The organism is Microvirga sp. RSM25 (assembly GCF_044784385.1).
GTDB lineage: Bacteria > Pseudomonadota > Alphaproteobacteria > Rhizobiales > Beijerinckiaceae > Microvirga > Microvirga tunisiensis.
In genome coordinates this window covers 1726125-1747449 of record NZ_CP173039.1, presented here as the reverse complement: position 1 = coordinate 1747449, position 21325 = coordinate 1726125, and the positions used below count along the sequence as shown (strand labels likewise).

General features: G+C 63.8%; 17 protein-coding genes and 1 pseudogene. 10 read left to right on the top strand and 8 right to left on the bottom strand.

Going from position 1 to position 21325, the window contains the following annotated elements; translation table 11 throughout:
• Nucleotides 1-32: 32 nt before the first annotated feature.
• Together parC and recO are read right to left on the bottom strand one after the other, a co-directional pair.
• A complete protein-coding gene (parC, locus tag ACD578_RS08250; protein WP_404292221.1) occupies nt 33-2279 on the bottom strand; it encodes a DNA topoisomerase IV subunit A in 2247 nt (748 codons plus the stop codon).
• Between the two features lie 66 nt (nt 2280-2345).
• A complete protein-coding gene (gene recO / locus ACD578_RS08245) occupies nt 2346-3077 on the bottom strand; it encodes a DNA repair protein RecO (RefSeq protein ID WP_404292219.1) in 732 nt (243 codons plus the stop codon).
• A 197-nt stretch (nt 3078-3274) separates the two neighbouring features.
• On the opposite strand from recO, the gene ACD578_RS08240 reads away from it, so the two are divergent.
• Nucleotides 3275-5155 (top strand): OmpA family protein, encoded by a 1881-nt coding sequence (locus ACD578_RS08240; RefSeq protein WP_404292218.1) that lies wholly within the window; start codon nt 3275-3277, stop codon nt 5153-5155.
• Nucleotides 5156-5203: 48 nt separating this feature from the next.
• Here ACD578_RS08240 and ACD578_RS08235 read toward each other — a convergent pair whose 3' ends face one another.
• The 6 genes and pseudogenes from ACD578_RS08235 to ACD578_RS08210 all read right to left on the bottom strand — a co-directional run bounded on the left by ACD578_RS08235 (nt 5204) and on the right by ACD578_RS08210 (nt 11217).
• Nucleotides 5204-6979, bottom strand: a complete 1776-nt coding sequence (locus ACD578_RS08235; RefSeq protein WP_404292216.1) for an adenylate/guanylate cyclase domain-containing protein — start codon at nt 6977-6979, stop codon at nt 5204-5206.
• Nucleotides 6980-7472: 493 nt separating this feature from the next.
• Nucleotides 7473-8387 carry a GTPase Era gene (era, locus tag ACD578_RS08230; RefSeq protein WP_152709206.1) on the bottom strand — a complete coding sequence of 305 codons (915 nt, stop codon included), beginning with the start codon at nt 8385-8387 and terminating at the stop codon, nt 7473-7475.
• Entirely contained in the window at nt 8374-9084 is a 711-nt protein-coding gene (rnc, locus tag ACD578_RS08225) for a ribonuclease III (RefSeq protein WP_404292214.1), read from the bottom strand. The genes era and rnc overlap by 14 nt, the downstream gene beginning before the upstream one ends.
• Nucleotides 9085-9087: 3 nt before the next feature.
• Nucleotides 9088-9864, bottom strand: coding sequence for a signal peptidase I (gene lepB / locus ACD578_RS08220; protein ID WP_404292211.1), 777 nt, complete (start codon nt 9862-9864; stop codon nt 9088-9090).
• A gap of 203 nt (nt 9865-10067) precedes the next feature.
• Nucleotides 10068-10466, bottom strand: a complete 399-nt coding sequence (gene acpS, locus ACD578_RS08215; RefSeq protein WP_162002781.1) for a holo-ACP synthase — start codon at nt 10464-10466, stop codon at nt 10068-10070.
• A pseudogene (locus ACD578_RS08210) lies at nt 10463-11217 on the bottom strand (pyridoxine 5'-phosphate synthase). The gene acpS and the pseudogene ACD578_RS08210 overlap by 4 nt, the downstream one beginning before the upstream one ends.
• A 451-nt stretch (nt 11218-11668) precedes the next feature.
• Here ACD578_RS08210 and rpsF point away from each other — a divergent pair.
• From rpsF to ACD578_RS08165, 9 genes are all read left to right on the top strand, one after another.
• Nucleotides 11669-12073 carry a 30S ribosomal protein S6 gene (rpsF, locus tag ACD578_RS08205; RefSeq protein WP_152709202.1) on the top strand — a complete coding sequence of 135 codons (405 nt, stop codon included), beginning with the start codon at nt 11669-11671 and terminating at the stop codon, nt 12071-12073.
• A 2-nt stretch (nt 12074-12075) separates the two neighbouring features.
• Nucleotides 12076-12336: a 30S ribosomal protein S18 gene (rpsR, locus tag ACD578_RS08200; protein WP_036353512.1), complete on the top strand. Its 261-nt coding sequence runs from the start codon at nt 12076-12078 to the stop codon at nt 12334-12336.
• A gap of 258 nt (nt 12337-12594) precedes the next feature.
• Nucleotides 12595-13557: a DUF2232 domain-containing protein gene (locus tag ACD578_RS08195; RefSeq protein WP_404292208.1), complete on the top strand. Its 963-nt coding sequence runs from the start codon at nt 12595-12597 to the stop codon at nt 13555-13557.
• Nucleotides 13558-13580: 23 nt separating this feature from the next.
• Nucleotides 13581-14147, top strand: coding sequence for a 50S ribosomal protein L9 (gene rplI / locus ACD578_RS08190; protein ID WP_152709198.1), 567 nt, complete (start codon nt 13581-13583; stop codon nt 14145-14147).
• A gap of 401 nt (nt 14148-14548) precedes the next feature.
• Nucleotides 14549-16042 (top strand): replicative DNA helicase, encoded by a 1494-nt coding sequence (locus tag ACD578_RS08185; protein ID WP_404292206.1) that lies wholly within the window; start codon nt 14549-14551, stop codon nt 16040-16042.
• Nucleotides 16039-17205, top strand: coding sequence for an alanine racemase (alr, locus tag ACD578_RS08180; protein WP_404292204.1), 1167 nt, complete (start codon nt 16039-16041; stop codon nt 17203-17205). Before ACD578_RS08185 ends, alr begins: the two co-directional genes overlap by 4 nt.
• On the top strand, nt 17205-18605 hold the full coding sequence (gene radA / locus ACD578_RS08175) for a DNA repair protein RadA (RefSeq protein ID WP_404292203.1): 1401 nt from the start codon (nt 17205-17207) through the stop codon (nt 18603-18605). The genes alr and radA overlap by 1 nt, the downstream gene beginning before the upstream one ends.
• A gap of 140 nt (nt 18606-18745) precedes the next feature.
• A complete protein-coding gene (locus tag ACD578_RS08170) occupies nt 18746-19987 on the top strand; it encodes a calcium-binding protein (protein WP_404292202.1) in 1242 nt (413 codons plus the stop codon).
• Nucleotides 19988-20175: 188 nt separating this feature from the next.
• Nucleotides 20176-21192, top strand: a complete 1017-nt coding sequence (locus ACD578_RS08165) for an NADP-dependent oxidoreductase (RefSeq protein ID WP_404292201.1) — start codon at nt 20176-20178, stop codon at nt 21190-21192.
• Nucleotides 21193-21325 lie beyond the last annotated feature (133 nt).

The following is a 21325-nucleotide window of genomic DNA, read 5'->3' as shown; positions in this document are numbered from 1 at the left end:
GGCGCTAGCCATCCGGGGTGACTGTCCGATGCTCACTCTCCGAACTTGTTCGACTTCGGGAAGCCCTTGGGCGGCAGGCGGCCGGCTTCGGTGCGGTCGCCCGTCCAGTCGCGCAGGTCTTCCTTGGCGACCGTCCAGGTGCGGCCCGAAGTATCCTTCCAGGTCAGGCCTTCCTTGAGCTTGAAGACCTTGGCGTCGGAGACGCCGCCGTCCTTGTAGCGCTGGAGGCGCACGCCCTTGCCGCGGGTCATCTCCGGCACCTGCTTCGACGGGAAGATCAGGAGCTTGCGGTTCTCGCCGATGATCGCGACGTGGTCGCCCTCGGCCTCGGCGCAGACCACCATCCTGGCGGGCGCGTCGAGGTTGAGGATTTGCTTACCCTTGCGGGTGTTCGCCGTGATCTCCTCGGTCGGCACCACGAAGCCTCGGCCGTCCGTTGCCGCTACAAGGAGCTTCGAGCCCGCCTTGTACGGGAAGGCCGCGATGAAGTCGGCGCCCTCCTCAAGATCGACCATGAGGCGGATCGGATCGCCGAAGCCGCGCCCGCCGGGCAGCTTGGAGGCATCGAGCGTGAAGAAGCGCCCGTTATCCGCCACCACGACGATCTTGGACGTGGTCTCGGCGAAGAAGGCGACTTTGAGCGCATCGTCGCCCTTGAACTGCACGCCCGACAGATCGGCCTGATGGCCCTTCATGGCGCGGATCCAGCCCTTCTCGGACACGATGACCGTGATAGGCTCACGCTCGATCATGGCCTCCGCGAAGTCGATGTCGGAGGTGTCCGGCGCCTCGGCGAAGGAGGTGCGGCGCTTGCCCAAGGCGGTCTCGGGCCCGAAGGTCTTGCGGACCTCCTTGATCTCGCCCGCAATGGTCTTCCACTGCACCTTCTCGGAGCCGAGAAGCTCCTCGATCTTGGCCTTCTCGTCCTGCAGGTTCTTCTGCTCGCGCTTGAGCTCCATCTCCTCGAGCTTGCGAAGCGAGCGCAGGCGCGTGTCGAGGATGGCGTTGGCCTGGAGCTCGGTGAGCTTGAAGAAGCGCATCAGCTCCTGCTTCGGCTCGTCCTCCTCGCGGATGATTTTGATCACGCGGTCGAGGTCGAGATAGACGATGAGCAGGCCGCCCAGGATCTCCAGGCGCCTGTCGATGGCCGCCAGGCGGAAGCCCGAGCGGCGGATCAGCACCTCGCGGCGATGGTCGAGCCATTCGCGCAGGCATTCCACCAGCCCCAGCACCTTCGGCACCTTGCCGCCGGCGAGCACGTTCACGTTCATCGGGATGCGGCTCTCGAGCTCGGTCAGCCTGAAGAGCGATTCCATCAGGATGATCGGATCGACCGTCTTGGCGCGCGGCTCCAGAACCACGCGGATGTCTTCCGCCGATTCATCGCGCACGTCGGCGAGCAGCGGCAGCTTCTTCTCCTGCAGCAACTCGGCGATCTTCTCGATGAGGCGGGACTTCGGCACCGAATACGGGATCTCGGTGACGACGATGTGCCAGTTGCCGCGGCCGAGATCCTCCTTCGCCCAGCGGGCGCGCACGCGGAACGAGCCGCGGCCCGTGCGATAGGTCTCGGCCATGGAGGCCGGCATGTCGACGATGATGCCGCCGGTCGGCAGGTCCGGGCCCGGCACGAACTGCATCAGCTGCTCGGAGGTCGCATTCGGCTTCGAGATGAGATGCAGCGCCGCATCGCAGAGTTCGGCGGCGTTGTGCGGCGGGATCGAGGTCGCCATGCCGACCGCAATGCCCTGCGAGCCGTTGGCGAGCAGGTTCGGGAAGGCCGCCGGGAGCACGACCGGCTCCTCGTTGGTCTGGTCGTAGGTCTCACGGAAGTCGACGGAATCCTCGTCGATGCCTTCGAGCAGCAGCCGCGCCACTTCCGTCAGCTTGGCTTCGGTGTAGCGCATGGCCGCGGCGTTATCGCCGTCGATATTGCCGAAATTGCCCTGCCCGTCCGCCAGCGGATAGCGCTGGGCGAAGTCCTGCGCCATGCGCACCAGGGCGTCGTAGATAGACTGGTCGCCGTGCGGATGGAACTGACCCATCACGTCGCCGACAATGCGGGCGCATTTCTTCGGCGCCGACTTCGGATCGAGCCGCAGGAGGCGCATGGCGTGCAGAATGCGGCGGTGAACGGGCTTCAAGCCGTCGCGCGCATCCGGCAGCGCCCGGTGCATGATGGTGGAGAGCGCATAGGCGAGGTAGCGCTCCTCCAGGGCGTCCTTGAGATTGATGTTCTCGATCGCGCCCCCTGACGGCGGATTGACCGGCTTACCCATGACTCGAAATCCTCAACTGCGAATCGCTTCTTACCATCTGAAATGAGAACATAACAGAAACAAAACTCATTCGTCCCCAGCCGTGGCCAGTGCGACGAAACGCGCCCGCTCCTCCGGCGCCTTCTGGCCCTGGGGATCGAAGACATTCTGATGCAGGAAGAAATCCGTCAGGGCAAATCCCGCGCGGATCTCCTCCTCGCCGGGCCGGTTGGCCCTGGATTGTCCGATCAGGAAACCCGGCAGCTTCAAGAGCCTGTCCTTGTAGGGCTCCCCGGCCGTGGCGCTGACGGCCCGCCCGCTCTTCGGGGAGACATAGGTGAGATCCCGTTCGCTTCCCGTGGCGGCGCAGGAGGACAGGTCGAGACCGAAGCCGAGCTCGGTCAGCATGGCGAGCTCGAACCTCACGAAGAGTGCCGGCGCGAGGTCGGCATCATCCAAGTGATCGACCAGCACGGTCAGGGTCTCGTAAAGGGGAAAATGCGGATCGCGCTCCGGGAAGTAGCGCAGCAGATGGGCCAGGGTCGCGAGGCCATACAGGGCCATGGAGGAGCCCATGAGGCGCGCGGCGCGCAGGTCCAGGCCCTCGACCTGATAGGCCCCCAGGTGCTCGTCGAGCCGCGCCCGCCAGGTCACATGGACGGTATTCCCCGGCTGGAGCACGGGTTGCAGGGTTTTCGAGCGGCCGCCATGGACCAGGCCCAGATGGCGCCCGTGCCCGCGGGTCATCAGCTCGAGGATGACGCTCGTTTCCCCGTGTTTGCGGACGCCGAGAACGACGCCTTCATCAGTCCACTGCATCCGTCTCGGCTGCCTTCGGCGAGAGTGTTTCCCGAATGCAGATGTAAGCATTCAGGCCGCATTCATCCATGGTCTCCAACCATATCGGCGAACTTCTAAAATTCTGTTTCAAAAGCGGAATCCCGCCTTTCTCGGAACCAACCCGGCAGCTTGTCATTGTCGATGACCTTAGTGCGCCAAACGATGAATTGAGGATCATGAAGCTTTCCAGTCTGTTTCTTGCGAGTACCGCCCTTCCCCTGATGCTGCTGCCGGCGCATGTCTCGGCTCTCCAGCCAAGCCCGGCAACGCCCCTCGTTCTGGCTCAGGCTGGACCGGCAACCGATGAAGAGTTGCCGCCCGGAGCGCGTCAAAGGCGGCAGGGACAGGACGGAGAACGCGGCGGGCGCCCCGGTCAGGACCGCAGGCAGGGCGGACAGGATCAGGGTGGCCCCGGCGCGTCCGAGGAACGCGGTCAGCGTCCGCCTCGCGGAGCAGGTCCCGGCGCACAAGGACCCGATGATGGTCCTGGAGCCCAGCGCCCCCGCCGCGAGCCCGGCCCTCCGACCGAACGGCCGGCACCGCCTCCCGCTGCCGCGCCAGCCACCCCGGCCCGTCCGGCACAACAGGCTCCCGCCGAACGACCGCAGCCCCCGGCGGACACCCCGGCACGACCGCAGCGCCCGGCCGCCCAGGAGCGCGATCAGCCACCAGCCGAGCGACCGAGGCCTCAGGCCCCGGCTGGACAGACCCGTCCTGCCGCCCCTCCGCCCGCTGCCCAGCCGGCAGCGCCCCCGGCGCCGGTGCAGCAGCGGCAGGCTCCAGACGCTGCGCCTCCAGCGGAGCGCCAGCGCCCCGGCCGGTCCGACAACACCGAGAATCCCGATCGCACGCGCGGCCAGCGGCCGACGCAGGAGCAACCGGCCGTTCCCGCAACGCCTCCGGCGGCCGCTCAGCCTGCGCCGCGCACACCTGCGGCGGCGCCAGCCGCTCCTGCTCCCGCGGCTCCTGCGCCGCGCACACCTGCGGCGGCGCCAGCCGCTCCTGCTCCCGCGGCTCCTGCGCCCGCAACCCGCGCCCAGCCGACACCGTCCGTTCCGGGAGCCCCCGTCCAGCAGGCGCCCGGACGGACCGCTCCTCAGCAGGCGGCTCCCGGCGCGATGCAGCCTCTGGATCCGTCGCGGGTCCGCATCGAGGACCTGCGCGGCCAGCGCCGTGAGCGGCGGGACGGCGATAGGGTCATCATCGAGGAGCCCGGCAACCGGACCATCATCCGCGAGGGCAATCAGGTCATCATCCGGCACGACGAGAACGAGCGGTTCCGCCGCAGCTATCGCGATGCTGATATCCGCACGGAGCGGCGTGGGGCCGACGAGGAGGTCACCATCGTACGCCGTCCTGACGGATCCGAGATCGTGACGGTCCGGGACCAGTACGGCAACCTGATCCGCCGGTCGAGGCGCGAGGCCGCAGGCCGCGAGGTGGTGCTGATCGAGAACAGGCGCGGCAGCCGTCGTCCGACTGGATACGGATATTCCGAGGAGGAGGTCGTGCGGCTGCCGCCGCCGGTCGTCCGCATTCCCCGCGAGCAGTACATCGTGGACGTGGAGGACGCCTCTCAGGACGATCTGGTCGAGGCTTTCACCGCTCCTCCCGTCGAGCGCATCGAGCGGTCCTATACGCTCGACGAGGTTCGTCGCAGTCAGCCACTGCGCGAACGCATGCGTCGGGTCGACGTGGATACGGTCACCTTCGAGTTCGGCTCCTGGGAACTGGCTGGAGATCAGGCCGGCGCCCTGACGGGTATCGCCGAGGCGATCCGCTCCGCCCTGTCTCGGAATCCCAACGAGATCTTCCTGATCGAGGGCCATACCGATGCCGTCGGCGCGGACGAGGACAATCTGACCCTCTCCGACCGGCGCGCCGAGACGGTTGCGACCATCCTTACGGAACGCTTCCAGATCCCGGCCGAGAACTTGACGACCCAGGGCTACGGCGAACAATACCTGAAGGTGGATACGCAATCTCCCGAGCGACAGAACCGCCGGGTGGCCATGCGCCGGATCACCCCGCTGCTGCAGGGACAGAACCAGCAGTAAGACGAGAAGGCCGGGAGGATCCTCATCCTCCCGGCCCCTTTTGAGCTGTCATTCCGCAAGACCGGCAAGGCGCAGGCCTTCCGCGAAGCGGCTCATGGCTTCCTTGCTGAAGGCCATGGCCGCGATGATGTCCGAGATCGTGATCCCGGGATAATTCTTCACCAACTCGCCAACACTGTCCCGACCCTTGTCGAGATCGCCGGCCAAAGCATAGGAGGGGGCGAGCGTCCGATGAATCCAGGCGGCGCTCGGTTTCGCCATCAGTCCCTTCTCCTGCCACTGCGCCGCCTCATCGTATCGCTTGGCGATGAAGTGGGCGCAGCCGATGCCCATGTCGCAGTTGAACGCCATCGGATCGTACGGACTGAGATGCAGGGAACGTTCGAAATGCTGGATCGCCACCTCCGGATCATGCTGGTAGTTGTGCAGCCATCCGCTGCGGTTCCAGGCCCAGGCCGAGTTCGGATCCAACGTGAGGGATCGCTCCAGCATGGATTTGGCGCGCTGGTACTCCCGCGTGATCGTCAGAGCGGCGCCGAGCACCGTCAGAATGAACGGATCGTCGTGGGCGATCGCGGCAGCCGCCTGTGCCTGACGCAGGGTCTCGCGCTTATCCTCCTGCACATTCTTGGACCAGTTGTAGACGATGCGCTGCCCTCGGCACCACGCGGCCAGAGAGAGGGCGAGCGGATAGCTCGGATCGAGCAGAAGGGCCTTGTCAATAAGCCGGGTTGCTTCCTTGTTGGCCTCGAACTCCAGCGCCCAGACGTTCGGCAGGGATCTCATGACGAGATCGTAGGCATCGAGGCTCTCCGGGCGTTTGCGCCTTGCCCGTTCGATCTCGGCGGCCCGGATGGAGGGCTGAATCGAACCGACGACGCTGGTCGTGATCCGATCCTGGAGATCGAACACATCCGCCATCACACCATCGTAATGCTCGGCCCAGAGATGCATGCCGCTGGCGGCATCGACCAGTTGCGCGGTAATACGGATTCTTTCTCCGGAACGCCTGACACTGCCCTCGAGCACATACCGCACGCCCAACTCGCGCCCGATCTGCGGAACGCTCACATTCCGACCCTTGTAGGTGAAGGTCGAGTTGCGGGCGACGACGAAAACGGATCTGAAGCGTGACAGGGCAGCGATGATGTCCTCAACAATGCCGTCTGCGAAATACTCCTGTTCAGGATCATTGGTGAGATTGACGAACGGCAGGACCGCAATGGACGGCCTGTCCCGCAGCGAAGAGGCGGGCCGTGCCTCGGATGAGATCGTCGACGGATCCAGTCCTGCCAGAAGGCAATAGACCTTGATGAGCCTCCCGATGTTCTTGAAGCGATGCTCGCCATGATCCTCGAATTGGTACGGCAGCTTGTCTCTTACCTCCTCATGGACTTTTCCGGACAGGCAGATTCCGCCGGGCAACGCCATCTTCTGCAGGCGTGAGGCGATGTTCACTCCGTCGCCGAAGATGTCTCCGTCCTCCTCGATGATGATGTCGCCGAGATTGATCCCGATCCGCAACTGGAGAGGCTTGATAATCTCTCCATCCGAAACCTGGGAAACAGTCTCCTGAAGATCGACGGCACAGCGAACCGCTTCGACGGGGCTCGAGAACTCGCATAGGAAGCCATCCCCAATGGTTTTCACCAGGCGACCATGATGGATGCGGATTCGCGGTTCGATGACCTGGCGCCGCAGATCTCTGAGACGGGCGAGCGTGCCTTCCTCGTCTTTGGACATGAGATCTGAATAGCCCACCACATCTGCGGCAAGGACAGCGGCGAGACGTCTTTGCGCCGTCTGATCAGAAGAGCTGCTCATGGCCTCTCCAGGACGTCGACGTCGACACTGATGGGCTACTTCAAGAAGGTTTTGCCGGCAAAGGCCTGCCTTCGTACAATCCTTTCAGGATAAAGCCTTACGCCTGATCTGGTTGCGTTCAAAAGCCGCCTGAAATCGAGGCAAATCAACGATTTCCGAGTGTCCATAAGCTTTACTGGATGACTGCCGAAGTTACCCTCGTGTGGATGGAGCAGCCCTGAAGGCTTTGGACGCAATACTGCCTTTCTAAGACCTTAGGAGAACATCCCTCAAGTATTCTGCCTACGTCGACCATTTAACGTGAAGTTGGGTGAGGAACATTAAGACGAGGGGCCCAACGATGTTCGGTATTCTGCGGCGCGCTCAATACATCGATGCTTTGGACAATACTGTTCAGATCGTCACGAGGAACTGACGCCCGTGATTGCGCGAGCGTCGTCTCGACACGGATTACAAACTGCTGCTGGGGCGGACTGCGCACGGCCTGCCGCGCCTAACCGCGCGGGAACTCCAGACCCATCTCGCGATAGCGCTCGGGATCGTCGCTCCAGTTCTCGCGCACCTTCACGAAGATGAAGAGGTGCACGGGAGCCTCGGCGATCTCGGCGATCTCCTTGCGGGCCGCCTGTCCGATGGCCTTGATGGTCTGCCCGCCCTTGCCGAGCACGATCTTGCGCTGGCTGTCGCGCTCCACGAACACGGTCTGCTCGATGCGCACCGAGCCGTCGGGGCGCTGCTGCCACTGGTCCGTCTCGACGGTGGACTGATAGGGCAGTTCCTCGTGCAGGCGCTCGTAGATCTTCTCGCGGGTGATCTCGGCGGCCAGCATGCGCAGGGGCGCATCGGAAATCTGGTCCTCCGGATAGAGCCATGGCCCTTCCGGCATCATCTCGGCGAGCTGCCGCTTCAATGTCTGGATGCCGTCGCCCTTCAGGGCCGAGATCATGAAGGTATGGGCGAAGGGCACCTTCTCGTTGAGCTTCGCGGCCATTTCCAGCAGCCTCGAGCGTTCGATCAGGTCGATCTTGTTGAGGATCAGCACCTTCGGGCGCTTCAGGTCGGGCAGCTTGTCGAGGATCGCCTCGGCCTCCTCGTCGATGCCTTTGCGCACGTCGAGCAGGAGGGCGATCACGTCCGCGTCGCCCGCCCCGCCCCAGGCCGACGTCACCATGGCGCGGTCGAGGCGGCGCTTCGGCTTGAAGATGCCGGGCGTGTCCACGAAGACGATCTGCGCCTCGCCCTCGATGGCGATGCCGCGCACGAGGACGCGGGTCGTCTGCACCTTGCGGGACACGATCGAGACCTTGGAACCGACCAGCGAGTTCAGGAGGGTCGACTTGCCGGCGTTCGGCGCACCGATGAGAGCGACAAAACCGGCCTTGGTATGGGTTTGCTCAGGCTGTTCCATGCTCTTCCTCCGTCCAGACGCCCTCTCTCAAGAGAAGGCTTCGCGCCGCCGCCTGTTCCGCGATGCGCTTTGAAGTTCCTTGGCCGAACGCGCTCTCGGTCCCCTTCACCTTGACCATGATCCGAAACTTCGGCGCGTGATCGGGTCCTGTCTGCTCGGCGATGGAATAGGTCGGCGGCGGGAGGCCCCTGCCTTGGGCCCATTCCTGCAGGGCGCTCTTCGGGTCGCGCAGGGGGCGGCGGGGAGCCTCCAGCAATGCCTGGAACGAGCGCTCGACAAGGTCGCTGGCCGCCTCGTAGCCGCCATCGAGGAAGACGGCGCCGATGATCGCCTCGCAGACATCGGCCAGGATGGTCTGGTTGCGCCGCTCGCCCGAATGCGCCTCGCCGGCGCCGAGCTTGAGATAGGGCCCTACGTCCCACGCGATGGCGATCTCGGCGCAGCTTTCCCGCCGCACGAGTTCCGCCAAGCGCCGTGAGAGTTCCCCCTCGGGTGCATTGGGAAAGGTTTTGTAGAGCAGTTCGGCGATGGCGAGACCGAGCACCCGATCCCCCAGGAACTCCAGCCTCTGATAGCTTTGGCCCGCCGCCTGGGGGGCGCTGACATGGGTCAGCGCCTCGTCCAGGAGTTCGGGCTTTTCAAAGCGGTAGCCGAGCTTCTTCAGAAGCTCTTCTAGATCTGGCTTGCGGCGTGCCACGGGCTATTGGATCCGCTCGAACAGACGATTCCAGCGGATCTTCTGCGGCCATTCCCACGGGCGCCACAGGGAAGCGCTCTCGTCGATGGAGAAGAAGATGATCTCGGCCCGGCCGACCAGATTCTCGAACGGTACCTGCCCGACGCTCGCCTCGTCCCGCGAGTCGGTGGAGTTGTCCCGGTTGTCGCCCATCATGAAGAAATGGCCGGGCTGCACCGTGTAGACATTGGTGTTGTCCCAGTAGCCGCGGTCGGCGTCACGCTCGATGACGAAGTGGGACACGCCTCCGGGCAGCGTCTCCTTGTACTGCGGCACGGAGATCGTGCGGCCGTAGAGGTCGGTGGTCTTGTAGTCCTCGACACGCTCGCGCTGCACCGGCTGGCCGTTGATGTGCAGCACGCCGCCGATCACCTGAATCTTGTCGCCCGGCAGGCCGATGACGCGCTTGATGTAGTCGGTCGAATTGTCCTTGGGCAGCTTGAACACGGCGATCTCGCCCCGCTTCGGCTCGGCGCCGAAGATGCGGCCGGAGAAGATGCCCGGGCTGAAGGGGATCGAGTGCTTGGAATAGCCGTAGGAATACTTCGAGACGAACAGGTAGTCGCCGATCAGCAGGGTCGGGATCAGGGATCCCGACGGGATGTTGAAGGGCTGGAAGAGCACCGTGCGAACGACGACCGCGATCAGAAGGGCCTGAACGATGACCTTGATGGTCTCCCAAAGGCCGCCTTCTTCGTTCTTCGTGCTGCTGCCTACGTATTTGCTGCTTTTTTCGCTCACGTCTGTCGACCTATGCTCTTGGACCATGACGGCGGAGGCCGTCTTCATCCGTGTGGCAAGTCGAGAGGGGTTTGCACTTAAGCCCCAAGGGCAAACCACTCTCGATGGATTTATTCGTTACTGCAGTCTCGTCCGGCGACCGGAATCCATCCTGCCGCGGCATGCTCTAACCTAAGGCGCGTCCTGCCGCAACGCAGCCCCTCTCAGGCCGGAAGCGCTTCGATGATCACGAAGGCCTGGGCCATGGGGGGATCGTCGGTCAGAGAGACATGGACCACCGCCTTGTGCCCCGGGGGCGTCATGGCCTTCAGGCGCTCCAGAGCTCCTCCCGTCAGCCGCATGGTCGGGCGGCCGGTCGGAAGATTGACAACCTCCATGTCGCGCCAGAAGACCCCATGGCTCAGGCCCGTTCCCAAGGCCTTGGCGCAGGCCTCTTTGGCGGCGAAGCGGCGGGCATAGGACGGGGCCCGGGCGGCCCGGCGGTCGCTCCTTGCCCGTTCGCCCTCGGTATAGATGCGGTGGGTGAAGCGGTCGCCGAAGCGTTCGATCGACTTCTCGATGCGCCGGATGTCGCAAAGGTCGGACCCGATGCCGAGAATCACGCCGGCACCTGTGCCCGACCCTCGTCCATGGCGGCGCGCATGGCCCGCACGGCCTCGTCGAGCCCGAGGAAGATGGCCTCGCCGATCAGCGAATGGCCGATATTGAGTTCCACGATCTGCGGGATCGCCGCGACGGGACGGACCGAGTCGAGGGTGAGGCCGTGCCCCGCATGGATCTCGAGGCCGATCCCGGCCCCGTGCTCGGCAGCGCGCTTCAGGCGCTCCAGCTCATGGGCGATCCTTGCCGGGTCGCCATCGACGACCGCCTCGCAATAGGTGCCCGTATGGAGTTCGACCACGGGCGCCCGCAGGTCGCAGGCGGCGTCCATGACCGCAATTTCCGGCTCGACGAAAAGCGACACCCGGATGCCCTCACCCTTCAATTCCTGAATCACCGGACGCAGATGGGCATGGGCGCCGATGATGTCGAGCCCCCTTCCGTGGTGCGCTCTTCGCGCTTCTCGGGCACGAGGCAGGCCGCATGGGGATGCATCCGCGTGGCGAGCGCCACCATCTCGGAGGTCGCCGCCATCTCGAAATTGAGCGGCACGAACAGCTCCTGCTTGAGCCGCCACATATCCGCATCGCGGATGTGTCGCCGGTCTTCGCGCAGATGCGCGGTGATCCCGTCCGCTCCGGCCAGAACGGCCAGGTTCGCGGCCCGGACCGGGTCGGGATGGATGCCGCCCCGCGCATTCCGCACGGTCGCGACGTGATCGATATTGACGCCAAGGCGTAGAGGAGGAGCCATCATAAGGGTGTTTTAGCCTACCACCCCGCGTTGACCAGAGTCCCATTGCAGTTCAAGCGCGCTATCAACGGCAATTCGCCGCTCTTACCTTTCCTCCCGTCATGGCCGGCCTTGGGCGGGCCATCTCGATATAGAAAAGCGCTGCGCCTCTCTTAATCGGGATCACCGGCACGAGGCCGGTGATGACGCGGGAGCAGGCCGAGCCCTTGCCTTCCCGACCCAAATCGACTATAGCCCCCGCTTCGCGTTCGCTCGCTCCGGCCGGGGGCTGAACGGACGGCTTGGCTTGCCATGCAGGGTTCTTGAACCCGTCGTCCCGTGTCTCCGCCTTCGACAATCGCTCGGGCCTTGCAGGCTCGAAGGGCTTGGCGCCGATCGGACGCGCGAAACGGCCACGACACTCTTTAAAACAGTGCCACGGCTTGAACCTCAAACCTGAGAAAGGCCCACTATGCCTCTCTATGAGCATATCTTTATGGCTCGCCAGGATGTCACCCCGCAGCAGGTCGAAACTATGGTCGACCAGTACAAGGGCGTCATCGAGCAGAATGGCGGCAGCGTCGACAAGACCGAGATGTGGGGCGTGAAGTCCCTCGCCTACCGGATCAAGAAGAACCGCAAGGCGCATTTCACGATGTTCAATCTCAACGCTCCCGCTCCTGCGGTGGCTGAGATGGAGCGTCAGATGCGCATCAACGAAGACATCCTTCGCTTCATGACCATCAAGGTCGAAGAGCTCGAGACCGAGCCGTCCGTGATGATGCAGAAGCGTGACCGCGACGAGCGCAAGGACCGGGAGCGCCGCGAGCGCGACGGCGGCGGCTTCGACGGCGGCAACGAAGCTGAGGAGGCTTAATCATGGCATTTGGTGCTACTGGTGGGGCTGCCGGCGGCGGTCGCCGTCCGTTCTTCCGTCGTCGCAAGACCTGCCCCTTCTCGGGTCCCAACGCCCCGAAGATCGACTACAAGGACACGAAGCTCCTGTCCCGCTACATCTCGGAGCGCGGCAAGATCGTTCCTTCGCGCATCACGGCCGTGTCGGCCAAGAAGCAGCGTGAGCTCGCCCAGGCGATCAAGCGCGCCCGCTTTCTGGGCCTCCTGCCCTACGTGATCCGCTAAAGACTACCCGGCTGCCCGATTGGTCGGACAGCTATGCGAAAAGCCATCCTCATCCTGAGGAGCCGCCATGGGCGGCGTTTCGAAGGACGAGGATGGCGGTTCCAGAGTTCTCTGGAGCCTCGTTCGAGACGCAGCTTCGCTGCTCCTCAGGATGAGGTCGAAGAGGATAGATTTTTCATAGCCCAGCGGTGAAAACCCGCCGGGCCAGTTGGGGCAAAAACCCCTAACCCTGCCAGCGAGCAGTGGGACAGCGAGACGATGCATTTTGTTGCAACAGGCATAGGCGCGGGCCTCGTATCGGCCCTTCTGACTGCGGTGATCGTCAAGGCGACGCCGCTCGCGGCCGTGTTGTATCTCCTTGCCCCGATTCCCGTTCTGATCGTTTCCCTTGGGTGGGACCACCGCTCCGGGCTCATTGCGGCTCTCGTCGGCGGTCTTGCGATCGCGCTGATCCTGTCTCCGCTCAGCGGATTGGGCTTTGCCCTCATCACCGCCCTGCCCGCTTGGTGGTTGTCCTATCTCGCCCTTCTCGGGCGCCCCGGACAGGACGGAACCATGGAATGGTACCCGGTCGGGCGGCTCCTGGCCTGGATCGCTGCAACGGCAGCGCTCACCATCATCGCCGCCGGCGTGATCTCGACGGGCGGCGATTTCAGCGCCTTCGACCAGAATGCCCGCGCGGTGTCCGAGGCCTTCGTCAACACGCAGTTCAACACATCCGGGCCCGACGCGCTCGACGCGGAAACCCGTGAGGAACTGGTCAGCATCTTCGCCCGCCTGACGCCTTTCCTTTCGGCCCAAGGCTTCGCCACCGTGCTGGCGCTCTATCTCTGGGCGGCCGCCCGAATCGTGCACGCCTCCAAGCGCCTGCCGCGCCCCTGGCCGTCGGTTCCGGAACTCGTGATGCCCCGTTCTGCCGGGCTGATCCTGATCGGCGCTCTCGTGGTGGCAAGCTTCGACGGCTTCATCGGCGCACTGGGAATGGCCCTGTCGGGAGCCTTCCTCATGGCCTTTGCCCTGCAGGGTCTCGCCGCCGTTCACGACCGTACGCGGGGCAAGTCCGGCCGCTCGTTCATCCTGTCGGCTCTGTACGTCCTCATCTTCATTACCCAGGGCATCCTGATGGTTGCTCTGGCCCTGTTCGGCATTGCCGACACCGTCTTCCGCCTGCGCCGCCGCTTCGGCACGCGGCCGAATCCCCCGCCAACTCTTTCCACCTGATCACGAACCTAAAGGAGACAACCATGGAAGTGATCCTTCTCGAGCGCGTCGCAAAACTCGGCCAGATGGGTGAGACCGTAAAGGTCCGCTCGGGCTACGCACGCAACTTTCTCCTGCCGCGCGGCAAGGCTCTGCGCGCCAGCGAGGGCAACAAGAAGCATTTCGAGGCTCAGCGCGCCCAGCTTGAGGCCCGCAATCTCGAGCGCCGCAAGGAAGCGGAAGTCGTCGGCGAGAAGCTGAACGGCCAGAGCTTCATCATCCTGCGCCAGTCCGGTGAGACCGGCGTGCTCTACGGTTCGGTCTCGACCCGCGACCTCGCCGAGATCATGACCCAGAACGGCTTCACGGTTGACCGCAACCAGATCGCTCTCAACCAGCCGATCAAGACCATCGGCCTGCACAATGTGCCGGTCGCCCTCCATCCGGAGGTCGAGGTTCGGGTGACCATCAACGTCGCCCGCAGCCCCGAGGAAGCTGAGCGTCAGGCTCGCGGCGAAGCCGTCACGGCTCGCGATGAACTGAATCTCGACGATCTCGGCCTCGAGGTCGGCGCCGCGTTGGCCGAGGCCGGTGGCGACGAAGAGATCTAAGGCCTTCGTCATTTCCCTGCCGGGAATGAACCCTCTCTCCGTCATGGCCGGGCGTGTCCCGGCCATGACGACCCCGCGAGGCGCCGCGCTCTTCGGATCGAGATCACCGGCACAAGGCCGGTGATGACAAGTTCCAGGCAGCAAGCTGGAGCGATTGCTCTAGTTCTTGATTTGTTCTAAAATCGCGCTCTCCGTCGATTCGACGGGGAGCGTTTTTCTTTTGGGTTCCAGGCTTGTCGAAGAGTCAAGCTGCAACGCCTGCGAAAAGAGGAACGGTGTGAGAATCGAGGACAGCGAGGACAGATCGGGAAGAGTCCCGACTTCGTGTCCGCACGGCAACCTTTAGGACACCAATTGCGGTCTAAGAGACTCTAACCCTTCTTTTGTTTTCGGAGCGCCAGATGGCCGCCGCCAATGCCCTGATCGCCCGCCTCGAAGCCGCCGAGCCGCAGTTTCGGACGCCTCCCAGCAACATCGAAGCCGAACAGGCTCTGCTGGGCGCGGTTCTGGTCAACAACGACGCCTATTACCGCGTCTCCGATTTCCTCGAGGCCGGCCATTTCATCGAAGACCTGCACCGGCGCATCTACGAGGTGGCGACGAGCCTGATCAAGGCCGGCAAGGTCGCGACTCCGATCACCATGAAGACATTCCTGGGCGATCAGGATCTCGGCGGCATCACCGTCTCCCAGTACCTCGCACGTCTGGCCGCCGAGGCAACGACCGTCATCAATGCGGAGGATTACGGCCGCACGATCTACGACCTCGCGGTGCGCCGGAACCTGATCAATATCGGCGAGGACATGGTGAACGTCGCCTTCGACGCACCCGTGGAGACCTCGCCCCGTGACCAGATCGAGGAGGCGGAGCGCCGCCTTTACGCCCTGGCCGAGACCGGCCGCTATGACGGCGGCTTCCAGCGCTTCTCCGAAGCCCTGACGTCAGCCATCGATATGGCTGCCGCCGCTTACAAGCGCGAAGGCGCTCTGTCAGGCGTCTCAACGGGTCTGGTCGATCTCGACCGTTCGCTCGGCGGATTGCAGCCGTCGGATCTTGTCATCCTTGCCGGACGCCCGGCGATGGGCAAGACCTCGCTGGTGACGAACATCGCGTTCAACATCGCCAAGGCCTATCAGGCCGAGAAGCAGCAGGACGGTACGCTCAAGACCGTGAACGGCGGCATCGTCGGCTTCTTCTCCCTCGAAATGTCGGCCGAGCAGCTCGCCACCCGTATCATCGCCGAGCAATCGGGCGTGCCCTCTTACAAGATCCGCCGCGGCGACATGCGCGAGGACGATTTCTACAAGATCACGGAAGCCGCCCGCGAAATGCAGTCGATCCCGTTCTACATCGACCAGACCGGCGGCATCTCCATCGCCCAGCTCGCGGCCCGTGCGCGCCGCCTCAAGCGCCAGCGCGGCCTCGACATTCTGATCGTCGACTATCTCCAGCTCCTCTCCGGTTCGGCCAAGAAGGGCGAAAACCGCGTGCAGGAGCTGACCGAGATCACCACCGGTCTCAAGGCCCTTGCCAAGGAACTCTCCGTTCCGCTCGTGGCTCTGTCCCAGCTCTCCCGTCAGGTGGAATCGCGCGACGACAAACGCCCCCAGCTGTCGGACCTTCGTGAATCGGGCTCGATCGAACAGGACGCCGACGTGGTCATGTTCGTTTATCGCGATGAGTACTATCTGAAGAACAAGGAGCCGAAACCCGGCACCGAGGAATATTTCAAGTGGCAGGCGGAGATGGATCAGGTCCACGGCAAGGCCGAGGTCATCATCGGCAAGCAGCGTCACGGACCAACCGGCACCGTGCAGCTGGCCTTCCAGGCCGACATCACCCGCTTCACCAACCTTGCGGATGAAGACAAACTCCCTGAACGGATTGGCGATTGACCAAGCTTACCTCACCAACCAATGCAGCCGGCGGCATTCCCGAGAATGCGGCCGGTGGTGTCCTCCATATCGACCTCGATGCCCTCGCCGCGAACTGGCGCATTCTGCGTGACAATGCAGGCGGCGCGGAGACTGCCGCCGTGGTCAAGGCGAACGCCTATGGCATCGGCATCGAGAAGGCCGTCCCTGCTCTCGCCGGGGCCGGCTGCCGCACGTTCTTCGTGGCGCACCTGAGCGAGGCGATCCGCGTCCGCGCCGTTGCCGCCGACGCCACGATCTACGTGCTGAACGGCCTCTTTGCCGGCACCTGCCCCACTTACGCGGAATTCGATCTGCGTCCCGTTCTCGGCTCCTTCGAGGAGATCGAGGAATGGGCCGGCTTCTGCCGCGCTGAGGGCCAAAAGCGGAAAGCCGCGATCCATGTCGATACCGGCATGAACCGGCTCGGCCTCACCGTGCCGCAAGGATTGACGCTCAAGGACTCGGTTAGCCTGAAGGATTTTGAGGCCGCGCTGCTCATGAGCCATTTCGTGAGCGCCGAGGAAAGCGATAATCTGCTCAATCGGCAGCAGATCGAAGCGTTTCAGGCCGTGCGGGCAACGCTTCCCGGCATCACGGCCTCGCTCGCCAATTCCTCCGGTATTTTCCTTGAAGCGAAGCCACACTTCGATCTCGCCCGACCGGGGTACGCGCTCTATGGCGGCAACCCGACGCCGGACCGGGACAACCCCATGAAGCCGGTCGTGGGTCTCGAAGCCCGCATCGTGCAGCTGCGCTGGGTCGAGGCGGATCACAGTGTCGGCTATAACGGCCGCTGGCTTGCGCTGGAAAAACGCCGCATCGCCACCCTCTCCGTCGGCTATGCTGACGGTTATCCGCGCGCCGCGAGCGCCCGCGGCAAGAGCGGCGACGAGCTGCTCTCCGGCATGGCCCTGGTGGCAGGACGCACCTGCCCCTTCGCCGGCAACGTCTCCATGGATCTGATTACGATCGACGTGACGGATGTACCGGAGAACCAGGTTCAGCGCGGCGACACCGTCACTCTGATCGGGGAAAATCTGACCGTCGACGAGGTCGGCCGCCGCGCCGGCACCATCGGCTACGAAATTCTGACCAATCTCGGATCGCGCTACGCCCGCACCTATGGCGGGGGGCAAGGCTGATGGCCAAACGTCACCCCTCCTTCGTCTGCCAGGAATGCGGCGCAGTCTATACCCGCTGGAAAGGCAAGTGCGAGGCCTGCGGCGGCTGGAACACCATCGCCGAGGAGGCAGGCTCCGCGAGCCCGATGGCCGGTCCCGTCGCCACGCGCCCGTCTCGTGCTAAGGGCCGGATCTTTCCGCTCGAAGGTCTCTCCGGCGAGAGCAAGGAGGCCCCGCGCACACCTTCCGGCATTGCCGAACTCGACCGGGTCACCGGCGGCGGCTTCGTGCATGGCTCGATCATCCTGCTCGGCGGCGATCCCGGCATCGGCAAGTCGACGCTGCTGATGCAGGCCTCCGCCGCCCTTGCCCTGCGGGGCGAGCGGGTCGCTTATATCTCGGGCGAAGAGGCGGTGGCGCAGGTGCGCCTGCGGGCCGAGCGCCTCGGCCTCGGCCAGGCGCCCGTCGAACTCGCCTCCGAGACCAATGTCGAGGATATCATCGCCACCTTGAGCCAGGGCCGTCCGCCGGCGCTCGCCATCATCGACTCGATCCAGACCATGTGGACCGAGACGGTGGAATCCGCGCCCGGCACCGTCACGCAGGTCCGCGGCTCCGCCCAGGCGCTGATCCGCTTCGCGAAGACCACCGGTACGGCCGTCATTCTCGTCGGCCACGTGACCAAGGACGGGCAGATCGCCGGCCCCCGCGTCGTCGAGCACATGGTCGATGCGGTGGTCTCCTTCGAGGGCGACACGGGCCACCACTTCCGAATCCTGCGCGCCGTAAAGAACCGCTTCGGCCCCACCGACGAGATCGGCGTCTTCGAAATGTCCGACCAAGGCCTGCGCGAGGTGACCAACCCGTCAGAGCTGTTCCTCGCCGGACGCGACATGGCGACCGCCGGCACGGCGGTCTTCGCCGGCATGGAGGGCACGCGCCCGCTCTTGGTGGAGATCCAGGCCCTCGTCGCGCCGACCTCCCTCGGCACGCCGCGCCGGGCTGTGGTCGGCTGGGATCAGAGCCGCCTGTCCATGGTGCTCGCGGTGCTGGAGGCCCATGGCGGGCTCAAGCTCGGCATGCACGACGTCTATCTCAACGTGGCGGGAGGCCTGCGCATCACCGAACCCGCCGCGGATCTCGCGGCTGCGGCAGCTTTGGTGTCGTCCCTCTCCGGCAATCCGCTGCCCCCCGACACGGTCTATTTCGGCGAGCTCGGTCTTTCGGGCGCAATCCGCCCGGTGGCGCAGTCGCCGGCCCGGCTTAAGGAGGCGGCGAAACTTGGCTTTTCCGGCGCTGTCGCACCGGCACCGCGCCTGGAGAAAGGCAAGCCGGAGAAGCTGCCTCTCGCAACATCCTCCATCGGCCATATCACTGATCTGGTTGCAGGAATTGCAGCGCGCCGGCGCAAAGCCTCCTGACGGCTTGTTCCTTCTGGAAGTGTCTTAGGCCATCCGGTCTACTTGATCGCCAAATGATATTATGTATCATTAATCCTATAAGTCTGCCGGATGACCTCGTCGGCAGAATCAACGATAGGCCTGGAATCTTGGGGGACAGCATGGCGACGGTTACTCTTTCGAACTCGACAGTCATCGAGAATCCTCAAGTCGGCACGATTGTGGGCTTCATCGGCGTCACCGGTGAGGGTGCCAGCGAGAATGCCGCCTTCAGATTGATCGATCCGGGCAGCGGCCGCTTCGAAATCAAGCCAATCTCCCAGGAAGGCATCTTGAATTGGGTGCTGGTCGTCAAAAACAGCGTAAGCGGCGACGGCAGCAGCCTCTTCGATTTCGAGAACGATGCCCTCAATCAGTTCACCTTCAAGATTTCCGCCACCGGAGATGTGGGCACCGTCGTCGCGCTGACGACCTTCACGGTTTCGGTGACGGACAATACGGCTCCGACCGAGGTCATCCTGTCGGACAGCTCCGTGGTCGAGCATGCGCAAACAGGCACTGTGATCGGTTCCCTTTGGGCGTTCGATCCCGATGACGACGACACCTTCACCTACACCCTGACCGACAATGCCGGCGGACGCTTTGACATCGTGGACGGTAATGTCGTGGTGAAGGACGGCTCTCTGCTGGATTATCTGAGCGCCAAGTCGCATCAGATCACGGTCGAGGTCAAAGATTCCGACGGTAACGTTTACACGGAAAGCCTGACCATCAACGTGTCCGATGCCGTCAACCTCCAGGACGCTGCCGCAACGGACGACCGGCTCTTCGGCAGTGCCGAAGCGGCCCTATTCAAAGATCTGTCCGGCAACGACACGCTCTATGGCCTCGCCGGCGACGACATGCTCAACGGCGGCGCCGGCAACGACAAGCTTTATGGCCTTGCCGGAAACGACACGCTCAACGGCGGTGCCGGCAAGGATATCCTCTCCGGCGGCGATGGTGCGGACACCTTCGTGTTCGACAATTCCTTCAAGAAGGGCCATTTCGACCACATCAACGACTTCAAATCCGGACAGGACAAGATCCATTTCGACCTCGATGCCCTGAAGGGGTTCAAGGTCAAAGCCGCGAAGAGCGATCTTCTTGACCTCGCCAAGAAGGGTAAGCTGGATAAGAAGTCCTCGGTCGGGCTTGATAAGGTCTTCAAAGAAGGCAAGCTGGAGAAGAAATTCTTCACCGTCGGGACCGCCTCCAATGACGGGAACGACTACGTCGTATACACGAAGAAGAGCGGAACGGTTTACCTGGATGTTGACGGATCCGGCAGCGCGAAACCGATCGAAATCCTCAAGCTGAAGCCCGGCACCACCCTCTCCTTCAACGACTTCCTGTTCATCTAAGATCGGGTACCATCCCGATATCGGGCTCCGGCGTTATCCGCCGGAGCTTTTTTATTGCTCTCACATCCCCTAAACGACATCTCGAATCCTTGACGAATGGGCTCTGCACATCACCCGTTATCAGGTGTAAATCGCACGTGCCACGACAGACGGCGCCTTGCGCCAGTCCCGCCCCAGGAGTCGAAGCTGTGACAGAACAAAACCTTCAAATCCTCCTCGCCTCGCGTCCGGTCGGTCGCCCCTCGCCCGATAACTTCGAGTTCGCGCAGACGCCCATCCCGAGTCCAGGCGAAGGACAGGTTCTTCTCAAGATCCGGTATCTCTCGCTCGATCCCTACATGCGTGGCCGCATGAGCGCCGCGAAATCCTACGCGGCATCTGTCGAGATCGGGCAGGTCATGGAGGGCGGCACGGTGGCCGAGGTGCTGGAGAGCCGGCATCCCGATTATGCTGCGGGCGATATGGTTCTCTCCTATTCAGGCTGGCAGGCCCATGCCCTGTCGGACGGCACCGATCTGCGCAAGCTCGATCCGCAACAAGCACCTGTCACGACCGCGCTTGGCGTACTCGGGATGCCGGGCTTCACGGCCTATGCCGGATTGCTCACCCTCGGGCAGCCCAAGCCGGGAGAGACCGTCGTGGTGGCTGCGGCAAGCGGGCCAGTCGGAGCGACGGTCGGCCAGATTGCGCGCATCAAAGGGGCGCGTGCGGTGGGAATCGCCGGCGGACCGGACAAATGCGCGCTGGTTCGCGACGCTTTCGGCTTCGATGTCGCCCTCGACCATCGCTCGCCCACCTTTGCGGAGGAATTGCAGGCAGCCTGTCCGGACGGCATCGATGTCTACTTCGAGAATGTCGGCGGCAAGGTATGGGATGCCGTGTTTCCTTTGCTGAACACCTTCGCCCGCATCCCGGTCTGCGGACTTGTGGCGCAGTACAACAGCACCGGCCCCTTCGACGGGCCTGATCGCCTGCCCATCCTCATGCGCGACGTGCTCACCAAGAGCCTGACCATCCGCGGCTTCATCCAGCGCGAGTTCCACGCGCAGCGCCCCGCCTTCTACCGGGAGATGGCCCAGTGGATCGCCGAGGGACGGGTCAAGTACCAGGAAGACATCGTCGACGGACTTGAGAGCGCACCGGAGGCCTTCATCGGCATGCTGGAGGGCAGGAATTTCGGCAAGCTGATCGTGCAGGTTTCCTGATCGAAGGCTGCTCTGCGTTCTCCTTCGCACAACCTTCCAGCGTTCCAAGGGTGACGAAAGCCTTTCTTAACGCTATAGAGCCAGGCTCTGAACCCGCAAAGGCGGCTCCATTCCTGTTATCTTGCGTAGGCCC